At 54.8% G+C, this 15,216-nt stretch carries 13 protein-coding genes; 5 read left to right on the top strand and 8 right to left on the bottom strand.

Features of this window, described 5'->3' with window-relative positions:
• Nucleotides 1–412: 412 nt before the first annotated feature.
• Both ACSEMK_RS21310 and mdtD read left to right on the top strand, forming a co-directional pair.
• Entirely contained in the window at nucleotides 413–1,114 is a 702-nt protein-coding gene (locus ACSEMK_RS21310; protein ID WP_087858855.1) for a FadR/GntR family transcriptional regulator, read from the top strand.
• A gap of 13 nt (nucleotides 1,115–1,127) precedes the next feature.
• Nucleotides 1,128–2,525: a multidrug transporter subunit MdtD gene (gene mdtD, locus ACSEMK_RS21305; RefSeq protein ID WP_087858856.1), complete on the top strand. Its 1,398-nt coding sequence runs from the start codon at nucleotides 1,128–1,130 to the stop codon at nucleotides 2,523–2,525.
• On the opposite strand, the gene rbsR is transcribed toward mdtD, so the two are convergent.
• The 7 genes from rbsR to kup form a co-directional block, all read right to left on the bottom strand.
• Nucleotides 2,522–3,514, bottom strand: a complete 993-nt coding sequence (gene rbsR, locus ACSEMK_RS21300; RefSeq protein ID WP_087858857.1) for a ribose operon transcriptional repressor RbsR — start codon at nucleotides 3,512–3,514, stop codon at nucleotides 2,522–2,524. The two genes, mdtD and rbsR, sit on opposite strands and share 4 nt — an antisense overlap.
• 3 nt (nucleotides 3,515–3,517) lie before the next feature.
• Complete coding sequence (rbsK, locus tag ACSEMK_RS21295; protein ID WP_183269082.1) at nucleotides 3,518–4,450, bottom strand: ribokinase; 933 nt, start codon at nucleotides 4,448–4,450, stop codon at nucleotides 3,518–3,520.
• Between the two features lie 98 nt (nucleotides 4,451–4,548).
• On the bottom strand, nucleotides 4,549–5,439 hold the full coding sequence (rbsB, locus tag ACSEMK_RS21290) for a ribose ABC transporter substrate-binding protein RbsB (protein ID WP_015368990.1): 891 nt from the start codon (nucleotides 5,437–5,439) through the stop codon (nucleotides 4,549–4,551).
• Nucleotides 5,440–5,466: 27 nt separating this feature from the next.
• Nucleotides 5,467–6,432, bottom strand: coding sequence for a ribose ABC transporter permease (gene rbsC / locus ACSEMK_RS21285; protein ID WP_015368991.1), 966 nt, complete (start codon nucleotides 6,430–6,432; stop codon nucleotides 5,467–5,469).
• A 5-nt stretch (nucleotides 6,433–6,437) separates the two neighbouring features.
• Complete coding sequence (gene rbsA, locus ACSEMK_RS21280; RefSeq protein ID WP_015368992.1) at nucleotides 6,438–7,943, bottom strand: ribose ABC transporter ATP-binding protein RbsA; 1,506 nt, start codon at nucleotides 7,941–7,943, stop codon at nucleotides 6,438–6,440.
• A gap of 10 nt (nucleotides 7,944–7,953) precedes the next feature.
• Entirely contained in the window at nucleotides 7,954–8,373 is a 420-nt protein-coding gene (gene rbsD / locus ACSEMK_RS21275; RefSeq protein WP_087858858.1) for a D-ribose pyranase, read from the bottom strand.
• A 186-nt stretch (nucleotides 8,374–8,559) separates the two neighbouring features.
• A complete protein-coding gene (gene kup / locus ACSEMK_RS21270) occupies nucleotides 8,560–10,428 on the bottom strand; it encodes a low affinity potassium transporter Kup (RefSeq protein WP_015368994.1) in 1,869 nt (622 codons plus the stop codon).
• A 217-nt stretch (nucleotides 10,429–10,645) separates the two neighbouring features.
• Between kup and ravA the strand changes: the two genes are divergently transcribed.
• Both ravA and viaA read left to right on the top strand, forming a co-directional pair.
• Nucleotides 10,646–12,145 carry an ATPase RavA gene (gene ravA, locus ACSEMK_RS21265; protein ID WP_087858859.1) on the top strand — a complete coding sequence of 500 codons (1,500 nt, stop codon included), beginning with the start codon at nucleotides 10,646–10,648 and terminating at the stop codon, nucleotides 12,143–12,145.
• Nucleotides 12,142–13,590: an ATPase RavA stimulator ViaA gene (gene viaA, locus ACSEMK_RS21260; RefSeq protein WP_430915433.1), complete on the top strand. Its 1,449-nt coding sequence runs from the start codon at nucleotides 12,142–12,144 to the stop codon at nucleotides 13,588–13,590. Before ravA ends, viaA begins: the two co-directional genes overlap by 4 nt.
• 3 nt (nucleotides 13,591–13,593) lie before the next feature.
• On the opposite strand, the gene asnA is transcribed toward viaA, so the two are convergent.
• Nucleotides 13,594–14,586, bottom strand: coding sequence for an aspartate--ammonia ligase (gene asnA, locus ACSEMK_RS21255; protein WP_032712991.1), 993 nt, complete (start codon nucleotides 14,584–14,586; stop codon nucleotides 13,594–13,596).
• 152 nt (nucleotides 14,587–14,738) lie between these two features.
• Here asnA and asnC point away from each other — a divergent pair, with 152 nt between their 5' ends.
• On the top strand, nucleotides 14,739–15,197 hold the full coding sequence (asnC, locus tag ACSEMK_RS21250) for a transcriptional regulator AsnC (RefSeq protein WP_015368998.1): 459 nt from the start codon (nucleotides 14,739–14,741) through the stop codon (nucleotides 15,195–15,197).
• The last annotated feature ends 19 nt before the right edge of the window (nucleotides 15,198–15,216 follow it).

Raw genomic sequence — 15,216 nt, 5'->3', positions numbered from 1 at the left:
TTAAGAATCCATGCCACTTTGAGTGCCCACACAGATTGTCTGATAAATTGTTAAAGAGCAGTTGCAACGCGGCTTTCAGCTCACCGTTGCGAGGTCCTGTATATTACGTTTTCCTCATTCAGAGTCAAGCGTTTATTTTCACTTTTCTCTGTCGGTTTTCAGCGTTGTTATTTACCGCTGAAAACCTGCTGACCCGGCGGCTTGCTTGCCGTTGTTCCGTGTCAGTGGAGGCGCATTATAGGGAGTTCTGAGACGTTGACAAGCCCTGTTTTCAAAAAACTTTTCAACCGTCTCTTTTTTCGCCAAAGGCGGTGTTAAAACCGTAAAAAAACGCCCTTTTGCTGTTTTAACCACCGAAACAAGCCGCCAGATGGCATACTGATGAAGTAGAAAAGAGAAAGGAACGGCATTCATGTCTATAAGCGCACAGCAGCTGGCGGCACAAAAAAACATCTCCTGGGTCATCGCGGAGAAGATCGCCCAAAAAATCCTCACCGGCGAATATCCGCCAGAGAGCATCCTTCCTGGTGAAATGGAACTGGGTGAACAGTTTGGCGTGAGCCGGACGGCAGTGCGAGAAGCGGTAAAAACGCTGGCAGCTAAAGGCATGCTGCTTCCGCGTCCGCGTATCGGTACTCGCGTTCTGGCGCGCAGCAGCTGGAACTTTCTGGATAAAGAGCTGCTCGCCTGGTGGCTGACGGAAGATAATTTTGCCGAGGTGGTTAGCCATTTCCTGGTGATGCGCAGCAGCCTGGAGCCTCAGGCCTGTTTTCTGGCGGCGATAACCGGCACCTCCGAGCAGAAAGCGCAGCTCAATACGCTAATGGAAGAAATGATCGAACTAAAAAGGCATTTTATCCGCGAACGCTGGATTGAAGTTGATATGGCCTGGCATGAACATATCTATGCGATGAGCGGCAATCCGTTTCTCACCTCTTTCGCGTCATTATTCCATTCGGTATACCAGACCTATTTCACCTCGATTACGCAAAATGAAGTCGTTAAACTCGATCTGCACCAGGCTATTGTTGACGCCATTCAGGAAAGCGACGGCCCGCGCGCGCAGCTTGCCTGCCAGACATTATTGAATACCCCAAACCATACAGGTAAATAAAGAAGGAAATGGCATGACCGGGAAGAAAGGGCTGAGTATGGCCGGACTGCCGTGGATTGCGGCCATGGCTTTCTTTATGCAGGCGCTGGACGCCACTATTCTTAATACCGCGCTTCCCGCGATTGCGCATAGCCTCGGTCACTCCCCGCTGGCGATGCAATCAGCCATTATCAGCTACACCCTGACGGTAGCGATGCTGATTCCGGTGAGCGGCTGGTTAGCCGACCGCTTTGGCACCCGCAAGGTCTTTATCGTTGCCGTTAGCCTGTTTACCCTGGGCTCCCTCGCCTGCGCGCTTTCCACTTCGCTTCCCGAATTGGTTGTCTTCCGCGTTATCCAGGGGATCGGCGGCGCGATGATGATGCCGGTTGCGCGCCTGGCGCTGTTACGCGCCTATCCGCGTAGCGAACTGCTGCCGGTACTCAACTTCGTTACCATGCCCGGACTGGTCGGCCCCATCCTCGGTCCTGTTCTTGGCGGCGTGTTAGTTACCTGGGCCAGTTGGCACTGGATTTTCTTGATTAATATCCCGATTGGCATCATCGGCATTCTCTACGCCCGCAAATATATGCCGGACTTCACCACACCCCGCCGTCGTTTCGACACCAGCGGTTTTGTGCTTTTCGGTTTAAGCCTGGTGCTGTTCTCCAGCGGTATTGAGCTCTTTGGCGAGAAAATTGTCGCCAGCTGGCTGGCGCTGGCCGTCATCGCCCTGAGCGTCGTGCTCATGCTGGCCTATATTCGACATGCTCGTCGCCATCCCACTCCGCTGATTTCGCTCTCTCTATTTAAGACCCATACCTTCTCTGTCGGAATCGCCGGTAACCTGGCGACACGGTTAGGTACCGGCTGCGTGCCGTTCCTGATGCCGCTGATGCTACAAGTCGGTTTCGGCTACCCGGCCATTATCGCCGGCTGCATGATTGCGCCGACGGCCATCGGCTCAATTATCGCCAAGTCGACCGTCACGCAGATCCTGCGCTGGTTTGGTTATCGCAAAACATTGGTGGGAGTCACCATCTTTATTGGTCTGATGATCGCGCAGTTTGCGCTGCAGTCGCCGGGAATGCCGCTTTGGCTGCTACTACTGCCGCTATTTGTACTGGGGATGGCGATGTCCACGCAGTTCACCTCGATGAACACCATTACGCTTGCCGACTTAACCGATGACAATGCCAGCAGCGGCAACAGCCTGCTCGCGGTAACCCAGCAGCTGTCGATTAGCCTGGGCGTGGCCATCAGCGCGGCGGTCCTGCGCTTTTATGAAGGGTTTGATAACGCCAGCACCATCGAACAATTCCACTATACCTTTATCACGATGGGTGCGATCACCGTGGTGTCAGCGTTGATGTTTATGCTGCTCAGAGCCAAAGATGGCCGCAACCTGATAACGGAGCGGCACAAGCATTAAGCTGAACCGCGAATCACCAGCTCGGGGGTAAGCTGCACGCGCTGTTGTTTTTGCCCGGGTTCCGCCATGCGGTGAATCAGCACATCGATAGCCAACTCCCCCAGTTCATCTTTGGGTTGATGAATGGTGGTGAGCGGCGGGGTCATATAGCGCGCCAGTTCAATATCGTCATACCCCACCAGCGCCATATCCTGTGGAATACGCAACCCGGCCTGATACAGCGCCTGATAAGCGCCGACCGCCATCGCATCATTACCGACAAAGACCGCCTGCGGCCGTGGCGTTAACGCCAGCAGTTGCTGCATCGCAGTAAAACCGCCGCCAAATTCAAAATCGCTGGTAATGACATAACCTTCGGCGACATCCAGCCCGGCGCGCGCCATCGCCGCATGATAGCCCTCCAGCCGCAGTCGCGACGGCGTTTTATCCAGCGGCCCGGCAATGCAGGCAATACGGGTATGACCGCGATCGATCAGATACTGGGTCGCCATATCGCCACCGAGCAATGAATTATCCTGAATCAGATCGCTGTCGCCGTCGAACGGCGCCCAATCCATCATCACCGTCGGCACCGACGGATAACGCTGCATGATCTCCTGGGAAGGTTGATGCGTTTCGGTGCACAGCAGCAGCAGACCATCGACGCGTTTTTGCATCAGCGTTTCCAGATTGCGATTCATCCGCTGCTCATCGCCTTCGGTATTACATAGCACCAGACTGTAGCCGCGCTCGAAACAGCTGCGTTCCACGCCGCGCACCAGCTCCGAATAAAACGGGTTAGTACTGGCGGTGATCAGCATGCCGATGGTTCGCGTCTGATTTAACTTGAGGCTGCGCGCCAGCGCCGAAGGCGCGTAGTTAAGACTTTTGATCGCCGCATCAACTTTGGCGGTAATCGCCTCGCTGACAAAGCGGTCTTTATTAATGACGTGAGAAACGGTCGAGGTGGAAACGCCCGCGACGCGGGCCACATCCTTCATGGTAGCCAAGCATTACCCCTGTTGACGCAAGAATTCGTCGATCTCTTTGCGCCACGGCACAGACGGTTGCGCCCCCTTACGGGTGACGGCAATCGCGGCGGCGGCATGGGCAAAACGGATGGCGTCTGACACTTCGCGGCCTTCCAGCAGCGCGGTGACAAATGCGCCATTAAAAGTGTCGCCAGCGGCAATCGTATCGATGGCCTGAACTTTAAATCCTGGAACCCGGCGGCTTTCGCCCTCGCAGCTTAACCATACGCCGCGGCTGCCGAGAGTAATCATCACCGTACCAATTCCCTTCGCATGAAGCGCGCTGGCGGCTTTCGCGGCATCGTCGTCGCTCTCAACGCGAATACCGGTCAGCTTTTCCGCTTCGGTTTCATTGGGCGTAATGACATCCACCAGCGCCAATAGCTCATCCGAAAGTTCACGCGCCGGTGCGGGATTGAGTACCACCGTCGTCTGATGCTGATGGGCGATTTTCGCGGCGGCCATCACGCTCTCCAGCGGCGACTCCAGCTGCATTAACAATGCCTGCGCGCTGGCGATACGTTCTTTCTCCGCCTCAACCTGAGAAACCGATAGCGCCGCATTAGCGCCGGCATGAATACCGATGACATTCTCACCTTCCGCGTTAACGAAAATTAACGCGACGCCAGTAGATTCACCAGCAACGGCGCGCACCGGCGCCACGTCGATATTATCGCTCGCTAGCTGGCGGCGGACGCGTTCGCCAATATCGTCATCGCCGGTACAGGCAATGAAGGCAATATCCGCGCCGCTACGCCCGGCAGCCACCGCCTGGTTAGCGCCTTTACCGCCGAATGCGACCTGATAGTGGTTTCCGGTGACGGTCTCACCTGGAGTAGGGAAGGATTCAAGGTTAAGAATGTGATCGGCATTGATGCTGCCAAGGACGACAAGTTTGCCTGCGGTTTTCATCATCTTTATTCCCGGGAAAGCGCGCCACCGGACTCCGGTGGCGCATGCCCTGCTTTTCTTTTTATGTTGTCCCTCGGGCCGTTGCCGGCCCGAATCGCATTTTACTGCTTAATGACCAGTTTCAGCTCAACCGGATAGCTGGCATCCACTTTTTCGCCCTTCAGCACTTTATCAGCGGTTTCGACGCCTTTAACGCCGATCTGCTCCGGCAACTGGGCGATAGTCGCTGCCAGTTTGCCACTATTTACTGCTTTTTCGCCATCCGGAGTGCCGTCAAATCCAACCACCATCACATCAGATTTTCCTGCAGTCTGCAGCGCACGCAGCGCGCCCAGCGCCATTTCGTCGTTCTGCGCAAACACCGCCTGCACGTCCGGATGCGCCGTCAGCAGGTTCTGCATCACGTTCAGACCTTTAGTACGGTCGAAGTCAGCAGGCTGGCTGGCCAGTACGTTGAACTTATGCGCCGCCACGGCCTGTTTGAAACCTTCGCCGCGCTCGCGCGCCGCAGAGGTACCGGCAATGCCTTGCAGCTCAATCACTTTCGCGCTTTCGCCGACTTTCTTCGCAATATAGTCGCCGGCCATTTTACCGCCCAGCACGTTATCGGAAGCAATATGGCTTACCACATCGCCTTTAGAAGCCTGGCGGTCAAGGGTAATGACCGGGATTTTAGCCTGGTTCGCCATCTTCACCGCATTGCCGACAGCATCGGAGTCGGTTGGGTTAATCAGCAGTAGCTTAGCGCCGCGCACCGTTAAGTCCTGTACGTTCGCCAGCTCTTTTGCCGGGTTATTTTGGGAATCCAGCACCACCAGGTTGTAACCCAGCTTATCGGCTTCTTTCTGCGCGCCGTCTTTCAGAGAAACGAAGAACGGGTTATTCAGGGTAGAGATAACCAGTGCGATGGTATCTTTCGCCATCGCGTTTGCGCTAACGGTCGCGCTTAGAGCAACAGCAGAGACCAGGGTCGCCAGTTTTTTCATATTCATAGTTAAGATGTCCTGTAGAGTTCTCAGTTACTGCTTTTTGTTATCTACCAGTACCGCCAGCAAAATCACCACCGCTTTGACGATCATCTGGTAATAGGAAGAAACGCCTAAAAGGTTCAGACCATTGTTCAGGAAGCCAAGGATCAACGCGCCAATCAGCGTGCCGACGATGCGCCCCTTACCACCGGCCAGGCTGGTGCCGCCAAGTACGACCGCTGCAATCGCGTCTAATTCATAGCCTGTCCCCGCCGTTGGCTGCGCAGAGGAAAGACGCGCCACTTCGATGATACCGGCCAGTGAAGCCAACATCCCGCACAGCGCATAGACGATGATTTTCACTCTATTCACGCTGATGCCGGAAAGCCGCGTCGCCGCTTCGTTACCGCCCAGCGCGTAAATATAACGGCCCAGGCGAGTATGGTGCAGCATGTACCAGGCCGCCAGGAAGACAATCGCCATAATCCATACCGGCGTCGGGATCCCCAGCGGGCGTCCGATACCGAACCAGCCAAATAGATCGGCGTTATCGCTAAAGCCGGTGTTGATCGGGCTGCCGTTGGTATAAACCATCGTCACGCCGCGCAGCAGCAGCATCATCACCAGGGTGGCGATAAACGCCTGCACGCGACCTTTCGCGACAATTACCCCGGTCACCGCGCCAATAGCCGCACCGAGCGCCAGCGCTGCGGCAACGGCCACCAGCGCATTCACTTCGATACCGACGATAGACGCCGCGACGGCGCCGGTCAATGCCAGCAGAGAACCGACGGACAGGTCGATTCCCGATGTCAGAATGACCAGCGTCATCCCGACCGCCATGATGGCGTTAACGGAAGTCTGCTGCAGAATATTGAACAGGTTATTGACGGTAAAAAAGTTGGGGCTCATGGTCGAAACGATCGCGATCAGCACCAGCAGGGCGATCAGCGACTTTTGCTCCATCAGCCACGCTTTAGTGAAATAGCGGCGACCAGTAACAGCCTGGGTAGTCATCTTTTTTACTCCTGATTCACACGGTTAAGCTTGCCCACAGCGGCAGCCATCAATACTTCCTGGGTGGCCTGCTCGCGTGTGAATTCACCGCCGAGATGCCCTTCATGCATCACAATGATGCGATCGCTCATGCCCAGCACTTCCGGCATCTCCGAAGAGACGAGAATGATGCTCAGGCCATCGGCTTTAAACTGGTTAATCAGCTGGTAGATCTCTTTCTTCGCCCCGACGTCGACGCCACGGGTTGGTTCATCAAGGATCAGCACTTTTGGCCGGGTCATCAGCCCGCGAGCGATAGCGACTTTTTGCTGGTTACCGCCGGAAAGCAGACCTATTGCCTGCTCCATTGAAGGCGTCTTCACATTAAACAGCCGAATGAAATCACTGACCGCCTGCTGTTCATCTTTATGCTTAAGGCTGCCGCCCGCCCGGCTGAAGTAGCGCAGCGCGGTCAATGACATGTTCTCTTTGACCGACATTCCGAGCACCAGGCCATCACGCTTACGGTCTTCGGAGATATAGACAATGCCGTTAGCCAGACCATCCTGCGGTGAACGGGTGACAACTTCATGGCCATCCAGCGTCACGGAACCGCTGCTACGCGGCAGCGCGCCGTACAGCACTTTCATCAGTTCAGTACGTCCGGCCCCCATCAGCCCAGCGACGCCAAGGATTTCGCCCTGACGCAGGGTAAACGTCACGTTTTCCACACCGGAGCCGCAGAGATTATCGACCTTCAGACGAACCGCGCCCGGCGCCTTATCGAGATGCGGATATTGGTCTTCCAGCTTACGGCCAACCATCATCTCGATCAGTCGGTCTTCATCCAGCGAAGCCACTTCGCGCTCGGCAATAAATTGCCCGTCGCGGAATACGGTGACGTCATCGCAGATTTCGAAGATCTCTTTCATGCGGTGAGAGATATAGACAATGCCGCGCCCCTGCGATTTCAATTCGCGAATGACGCGGAACAGCGATTCGGTCTCGGTATCGGTCAGGGCATCGGTGGGCTCATCCATAATGATGACCTTCGATTCGAAGCTCAGCACTTTGGCGATTTCCACCATTTGCTGATCGCCAATCGAAAGATCGCCTACCAGCTTCTGGCTGTTAAAGCGTAAATTCAGCTTCGCCAGCAGCTTGTCCGCTTCGGCATACATCTTTTTCCAGTCGATTTTGCCAAAGCGGTTAACGAACTCGCGGCCAAGGAAGATGTTTTCTGCAATCGTTAATTGCGGGATCAGGTTGAGCTCCTGGTGAATGATGCCGATACCGGCTTCCTGTGAGGATTTTGGGCCGTTAAAGGTCGTTTCTTTACCTAACCACAGCAAAGAACCGGCATCACGGGTATAGATGCCGGTCAGTACCTTCATCATCGTAGATTTACCGGCGCCATTTTCCCCTACCAGCGCCATTACCCGGCCGGCATAGACATTCAGCGCCGCGCCCGAGAGCGCTTTGACGCCAGGGAACGCTTTATCGATCCCTTTCAGCTGTAATAAAGCTTCCATGACGGCGACCTCAGAAAGTGACGCCAGCACAGAGAATAATATTCGCAAACGGGGAACACTCCCCGCTGCGAATTACCGCCTGACTATCTGCGGTTTGTTTTTTGAACTGCTCATGACTGGTGTAACGAATTTCAATCGTATTTCCCTGGTGCTGCTGCAGCTGCTCAAGATGATTGAGCAACGTCGCGTGGAGTTGCGGATTATGGGTTTTAATCTCTTCCGCGATGACCGCCGCCTCAACCTGCATTTCCGTCGTTACGACTTCCAGTACCTGCATAAAAGAAGGTACGCCCTGAGTAAGCGCCATATCAATGCGCGCGCTGCTGCGGGGAACCGGCAACCCGGCATCGCAAACAACCAGCGTATCGGTATGACCGAGGCGGGAGATAACGGAAGAAATATCAGCGTTAAGTACGGTGCCTTTTTTCATTTTTTCTCTTTTGCTCCACTAGCGAAACGTTTCGCTGGACTAAGTATTGTCAATCAGCGAACAGAAAACCACCGGCAGAAGAGAGAAATGTGATCGCCATCGAAACGTTTCGCAAGACGTGGACAAGAAGTTACATCAAGATGTGAGAGACAAAAAAGCCCTTCGTTATTGAAGGGCTTTTTAACATCAGATTTCCACCTGCGTACCGAGTTCGATAACCCGGTTCGGCGGGATTTCAAACTGATCCGGCGCGCGCAGAGCGTTACGCTGCAGCAACAGATACAGTTTGCCGCGCAGGCGCAGATACCATGGCCGTTTGCCGATAATCAGCGACTCGTGGGACATAAAGAACGACGTTTCCATCATTCGACAGCTCAACCCTTCCAGGCCGCAGCGATGGAACACCTCTTCGACGTTCGGCGTTTCACGCCAGCCATAGCTTGCCACGACGCGCCAGAACGACGGCGACAGTTGCTCAATCTGCACGCGGCGAACGTTATGCACATACGGGGCATCTTCGGTGCGCAGAGTCAGCAGGATCACGCGTTCATGCAACACCTTGTTGTGTTTCAGGTTATGCAGTAGGGCAAAAGGGATCACGTTCAGGGCGCGAGACATATAGACCGCGGTACCCGGCACGCGCACCGGCGGCGATTTTTCCAGCGAGGAGATCATCGCTTCCAGCGAGTTGCCATGCTCATGCATTCGGCGCAGCAGGCGGAAACGCTCGCTCTTCCAGGTAGTCATCACCGTAAACATCACCAGGCCCAGTGATAACGGCAACCAACCGCCGGAGACGATTTTATCGAGGTTCGCCGAGAACAGCGGAATATCGATACACAGGAAGGCCACCAGCATCAGGCCGACAAACAGCTTATTCCAGTGCCAGTTTTTGCGCGCCACGGTCGCCGACAGAATGGAGGTCAACACCATGGTGCCCGTTACCGCAATACCGTATGCCGCCGCAAGATTAGAAGAGTGCTCGAAGCTGACAATGACGATGACCACAGAAACGTACAGCAGCCAGTTAATGAACGGGATGTAAATCTGCCCGGACTCCATTTCCGAAGTATGGATAATGCGCATTGGCGACAGATAGCCCAGACGCACGGCCTGGCGAGTCAGCGAGAAGACCCCGGAAATCACCGCCTGCGAGGCGATAACCGTCGCCAGGGTCGCGATAATCAGCATCGGGATCAGCGCCCATTCCGGCGCCAGCAGGAAGAACGGGTTTTTAATGGCTTCCGGGTGCTTCAGCAGCAGCGCGCCCTGGCCAAAATAGTTAAGCACCAGTGATGGCAGCACCACCGAGAACCACGCAACGCGAATCGGTAGTTTGCCGAAGTGGCCCATATCGGCATACAGCGCTTCCACACCGGTAATCGACAGCACCACCGCGCCAAGCGCAATAAAGGATACCGTTTTGTACTGCAGGAAGAAATGTACCGCCCAGTAAGGGTTAAGCGCCTGCAGAACTTCCGGGTTATCGAGGATACTGCGCGCGCCAAGCACCGCCAGCAACAGGAACCAGATCAGCATAATTGGCGCGAACAGCTTGCCGACCATCCCGGTACCGTGTTTTTGAATAGCAAATAGCAGGGTTAGTACAATAATGGAAATGGGGACAATCCAGGTATCCAGCTGTGGGGCGATAATTTCCAACCCCTCTATCGCCGACATCACCGATATTGCCGGGGTTATCACTACTTCACCATAGAAGAAGCTACCGCCAATCAGGCCGAGTATCACCAATACGGAGGTCATCTTTGCCGAGGTGTTGCGCCCCGCCAGCGACATCAGCGTTAAGATCCCGCCCTCGCCGGCGTTATCCGCCCGCATCACGAAGGTGATGTATTTAATTGATACGGTGAAGATCAACAGCCAGAAAATCAGCGACAGAAAGCCAAACACCGCATCGCGTTCAACGCCAAAGCCAAACTGGCCTGACAGACATTCGCGAAGAGTATACAGTGGACTGGTACCGATATCGCCGTAAACCACGCCGATTGCCGCCAGCGTTATTGCCGGCAACGATTGTTTATTATCAGTGCTCATAGACTAGTCTTTTCGTTTATAAAACAAATGTGTGCCTAGTCCCTTGGCCCACAAAAAGCGCACAGTATGCACGATTATTTGCTGAATCGTACCCCTAACTGACACCATATTAACTTAGCTCAAAGAAAATAAATCGATTCTTCAGGCTATTACCACCCCTAATCAAACATCTATACTCGACGCAATAACGACACACGACAAAGCACGCAACTCTATTATGGCTCAATCACATTTACTGGCAGAAAGAATTTCCCGACTTAGCGCCGCTCTGGAAAAAGGACTCTTTGAACGCAGCCACGCAATACGTCTGTGCCTGCTGGCTGCGCTCAGCGGCGAGAGCGTATTCCTGCTGGGGCCGCCCGGCATCGCTAAAAGCCTGATCGCCCGTCGCCTTAAGTTCGCTTTCAAGCAGGCGCGCGCTTTTGAATATCTGATGACCCGCTTCTCCACCCCGGAAGAAGTTTTCGGCCCGCTGTCGATTCAGGCGCTCAAAGATGAAGGGCGCTATGAGCGTTTAACGGCAGGCTATCTGCCAGAGGCGGAAATCGTCTTCCTGGATGAAATCTGGAAAGCCGGCCCGGCTATCCTTAATACCCTGCTGACGGCCATCAACGAACGCCACTTCCGCAACGGCGCCCATGAAGAGAAAATCCCGATGCGCCTGCTGGTTGCGGCGTCGAACGAACTTCCCGAAGCGGATAACAGCCTCGAAGCCTTATATGACCGCATGCTGATCCGCCTGTGGCTGGATAAAGTGCAGGATAAAACTAACTTCCGCTCGATGCTGGTGAGCCAACAGGATGAAAACAGCAATCCGGTTCCCGAAAACCTGCAAATCAGCACCGAAGAGTTCACCCAGTGGCAGCATGACATTGGTACCGTGAAGTTGCCGGACAATGTCTTCGAGCTGGTTTTCCAACTGCGCCAACAATTAGATGCCTTGCCGAATGCGCCTTACGTTTCCGATCGCCGCTGGAAAAAAGCCATCCGTCTGCTGCAGGCCAGCGCCTTCTTTAGCGGCCGCGACGCCATCGCGCCTATCGACCTGATCCTGCTGAAAGATTGCCTGTGGCATAACATCGAAAGCATGAATCTGATGTCGCAGCAGTTGGAATCCCTGATGACCAGCCATGCCTGGGGCCAGCAGGCGATGCTGACTAAACTGGGCGCCATCATCCAACGCCGCATTCAAATCCAGCAACAGCACAGCGATAAAACCGCGCTTAAAGTCACGCGCGTTGGCGGCATGTTCAGCCGTAAGCCGCATTACGAACTGCCGGACGGAATTGAAGGCGAGACGTTGACGCTGCTTCTCCAGCAACCGCTGAAATTGCACGATCTCGAAGTCATTCATATCGCCTTCGAACGCGATGCGCTGGTCAACTGGCTGGAGAAAGGCGGCGAGATCCGCGGCAAGCTCAACGGTATCGGTTTTGCCCAGCCATTGACGATGGATGTCGATGCTAGCCAGCACCTGGTGGTGCGCGACGTCAGCCTGCAAGGTTCGCGCCTGTCGCTGCCAGGCAGCGAATCTCAGGAAAATATGCCTGCCGAGATCCGCCAGCAGCTGGAAGCGCTGGATGACGAGTGGCACCAGCAACATAACCGCTTTAGCGAACAGCAAAAATGCCTGTTTATTCCCGGTGACTGGCTGGGGCGTATCGAAGCCAGCCTGCAGGACGTCGGCGCGCAAATTAAACAGGCGCGCCAGCCATGACGCTCGACATGCTGAATGTCATGCTGGCGGTTAGCGAAGAAGGGATGATCGAGGAGATGCTGCTGGCGCTGCTGGCCTCTCCTCAACTGGCGGTGTTCTTTGAAAAATTTCCGCGGCTGAAAAATATCATCGCCGCCGATATTCCGCGCTGGCGAGAAGCGGTTCGCGCCCGGCTCAAAGAGACGCAGATCCCTCCCGAACTGGACGCCGAAGTGCAGATCTATCAGCAGGCTCAGCTGCTTTCAACGTCGCAATTTATTGTGCAACTGCCGCAGATCCTCGGCAAGCTGCATAAGCTCCAGTCTCCCTTTGCCGCTCAGGCGCAGCAGCTGGTGGACGATAACGCGACCTTCACCCCAGCCCTACATACTCTGTTCTTACAACGCTGGCGCTTAAGCCTCGTGGTACAGACCACCACCCTCAACCAGCACCTATTAGACGATGAGCGCGATCAGTTGCTCAGCGAGGTGCAGGAACGAATGACGCTCAGCGGGCAGCTAGAGCCGGTGCTGGTGGAAAACGACAACGCCGCTGGCCGCCTGTGGGATATGAGCGCCGGCGAACTTAAACGTGGCGATTATCAGCTGATCGTGCGCTATGGTGATTTTCTCAGCCAACAGCCGGAACTGATGCAACTGGCTGAGCAGTTGGGCAGATCGCGGGAAGCCAAACTGGTGCCGAAGAAGGATGCGCCGATGGAGGCCTTCCGCGCAATGGTTCGTGAACCGGCAACGGTTCCAGAACAGGTCGATGGCCTGCAGCAAAGCGACGATATTCTGCGCCTGTTGCCACCAGAGCTGGCAACGCTCGGCATCACCGAACTGGAGTTCGAGTTCTACCGTAAGCTGGTGGAAAAACAGTTGCTAACCTATCGCCTGCACGGCGACGCATGGCGGGAGAAAATAACCGAACGCCCGGTAACCCGGCAGGATTTTGATGAGCAGCCGCGCGGGCCATTTATTGTCTGCGTAGATACCTCAGGTTCGATGGGCGGCTTTAACGAGCAATGCGCTAAAGCCTTTTGTCTGGCGCTGATGCGCGTCGCGCTGGCGGATAACCGTCGCTGCTACATCATGCTGTTCTCCAGCGAAGTGGTGCACTACGAGCTAACCAGCCCGCAGGGGCTTGAACAGGCGATCCGTTTTTTAAGCCAGCGTTTTCGCGGCGGCACCGATCTGGCCAGCTGTTTTCGCGCGATCGTTGAACGTTTGCAAAGCCCGCAATGGGTCGATGCCGATGCGGTGGTGATTTCCGATTTTATCGCCCAGCGGTTGCCGGATGAGGTGGTCAATAAGGTGGGGGAGTTGCAGCACAAACATCAGCACCGTTTTCACGCGGTGGCGATGTCGGTACACGGCAAACCCGGCATCATGCGCATCTTCGATCATATCTGGCGCTTTGATACCGGATTGCGTAGCCGCCTGCTGCGTCGCTGGCGGCGTTAATCTTTACAGCAGAGCGGCGACGCTTTCACGCACCTGCGTGGGCCATACGCCGCACTGTACCTGGCCGATATGGTCAAGCTGCAGCAACAGCATGGTTAAACGCGACTGGCCAATACCGCCGCCAATGGTCTGCGGCATTTCGCCGCGCAGCAGCGCCTGGTGCCATTCAAGTTGCAGACGGTCTTCATCGCCGGTCACCGCCAACTGGCGCTTCAGCGCCTCGGCGTCAACACGGATCCCCATAGAGGAAAGCTCAAAAGCGTCTTCCAGCACCGGGTTCCACACCAGGATATCGCCGTTCAGCCCGGCAAAACCTTCCGCTGATGGCGAGCTCCAGTCATCATAATCCGGCGCGCGAACATCGTGGCGCTTGCCGTCAGACAGTTTACCGCCGATACCGATTAAGAAGACGGCGCCAAGCTCTTTAGCGATCGCTCGCTCGCGACCTTTGGCGTCCAGATCCGGATAACGGCTCAACAGTTCCTGACTGTGAATAAAGTGGATTTGTTCCGGCAGGAATGGCGTCAGACCAAATTCCTGACTTACCGCCAGCTCGGTGGCTTTGATCCCGGCGTAGATCGCCTCAACCGTCGCTTTCAGCGTGCCGGTATGACGTTCGCCGTCGCCCATGACGCGTTCCCAGTCCCACTGGTCAACATAAACGGAGTGAATTGGGGTGAGGCGGTCTTCATCGGGGCGAAGGGCCTTCATGTGCGTGTACAGCCCTTCGCCCGCGCTGAAGTCGTGTTGTCCCAGGGTTTGACGCTTCCACTTCGCCAGTGAATGAACCACTTCGAATTGGGCGTCTGGCAGTGTTTTCACTTTTACCTGAACCGCTTTCTCGCAGCCGGATAAGTTGTCCTGCGTCCCATCACCGACGCGGCTTAAGATCGGCGCCTGCACTTCAATCAGGCCAAGCTTCTCTTCCAGCTGACGGGAAAAATGGGATTTAACGAAACTAATCTGGCGTTGTTTTGCGATGTATGCGGTTTTCATTTTTTATCACTCCTGCGTCCTGTTGATATTGATTAAGCAACAGAAATGGCACTGAATTCAATAATCAATCAATAAAAAGACGTCTTGAGTTTTGATTCGTTAAATTAATAGGCTAAAATAGTAAGAATCATCAAATATCATAAGAAAAAACAATGGAAAATTATCAGATCGACAATCTGGACCGCGGCATTCTTGATGCCTTAATGGCGAATGCGCGCACTGCCTACGCCGAACTGGCCAAACAGTTCGGCGTTAGCCCAGGTACGATTCACGTACGCGTAGAGAAAATGAAACAGGCGGGCATTATTACGGGGGCAAGAATCGACGTCAGCCCGAAACAGCTCGGTTATGACGTCGGCTGTTTCATCGGCATTATTCTTAAGAGCGCCAAAGACTATCCTTCCGCTCTCGCCCGGCTGGAGAGCCTGGAAGAGGTGACAGAGGCTTACTACACCACCGGCCACTACAGCATCTTTATTAAGGTAATGTGCAAATCCATTGATGCCCTACAACAGGTACTTATCAACAAGATCCAAACAATCGATGAAATTCAGTCCACTGAAACCCTGATCGTGCTGCAGAACCCGATCATGCGTACCATCAAGCCCTGATCGCTTTTTTTAATCCCAC

The organism is Klebsiella sp. K-3 (assembly GCF_051207495.1).
Lineage (GTDB): Bacteria > Pseudomonadota > Gammaproteobacteria > Enterobacterales > Enterobacteriaceae > Klebsiella > Klebsiella aerogenes.
The sequence above is the reverse complement of the archived record's forward strand: the minus strand, read 5'-3'. Positions and strand labels throughout refer to the sequence as shown.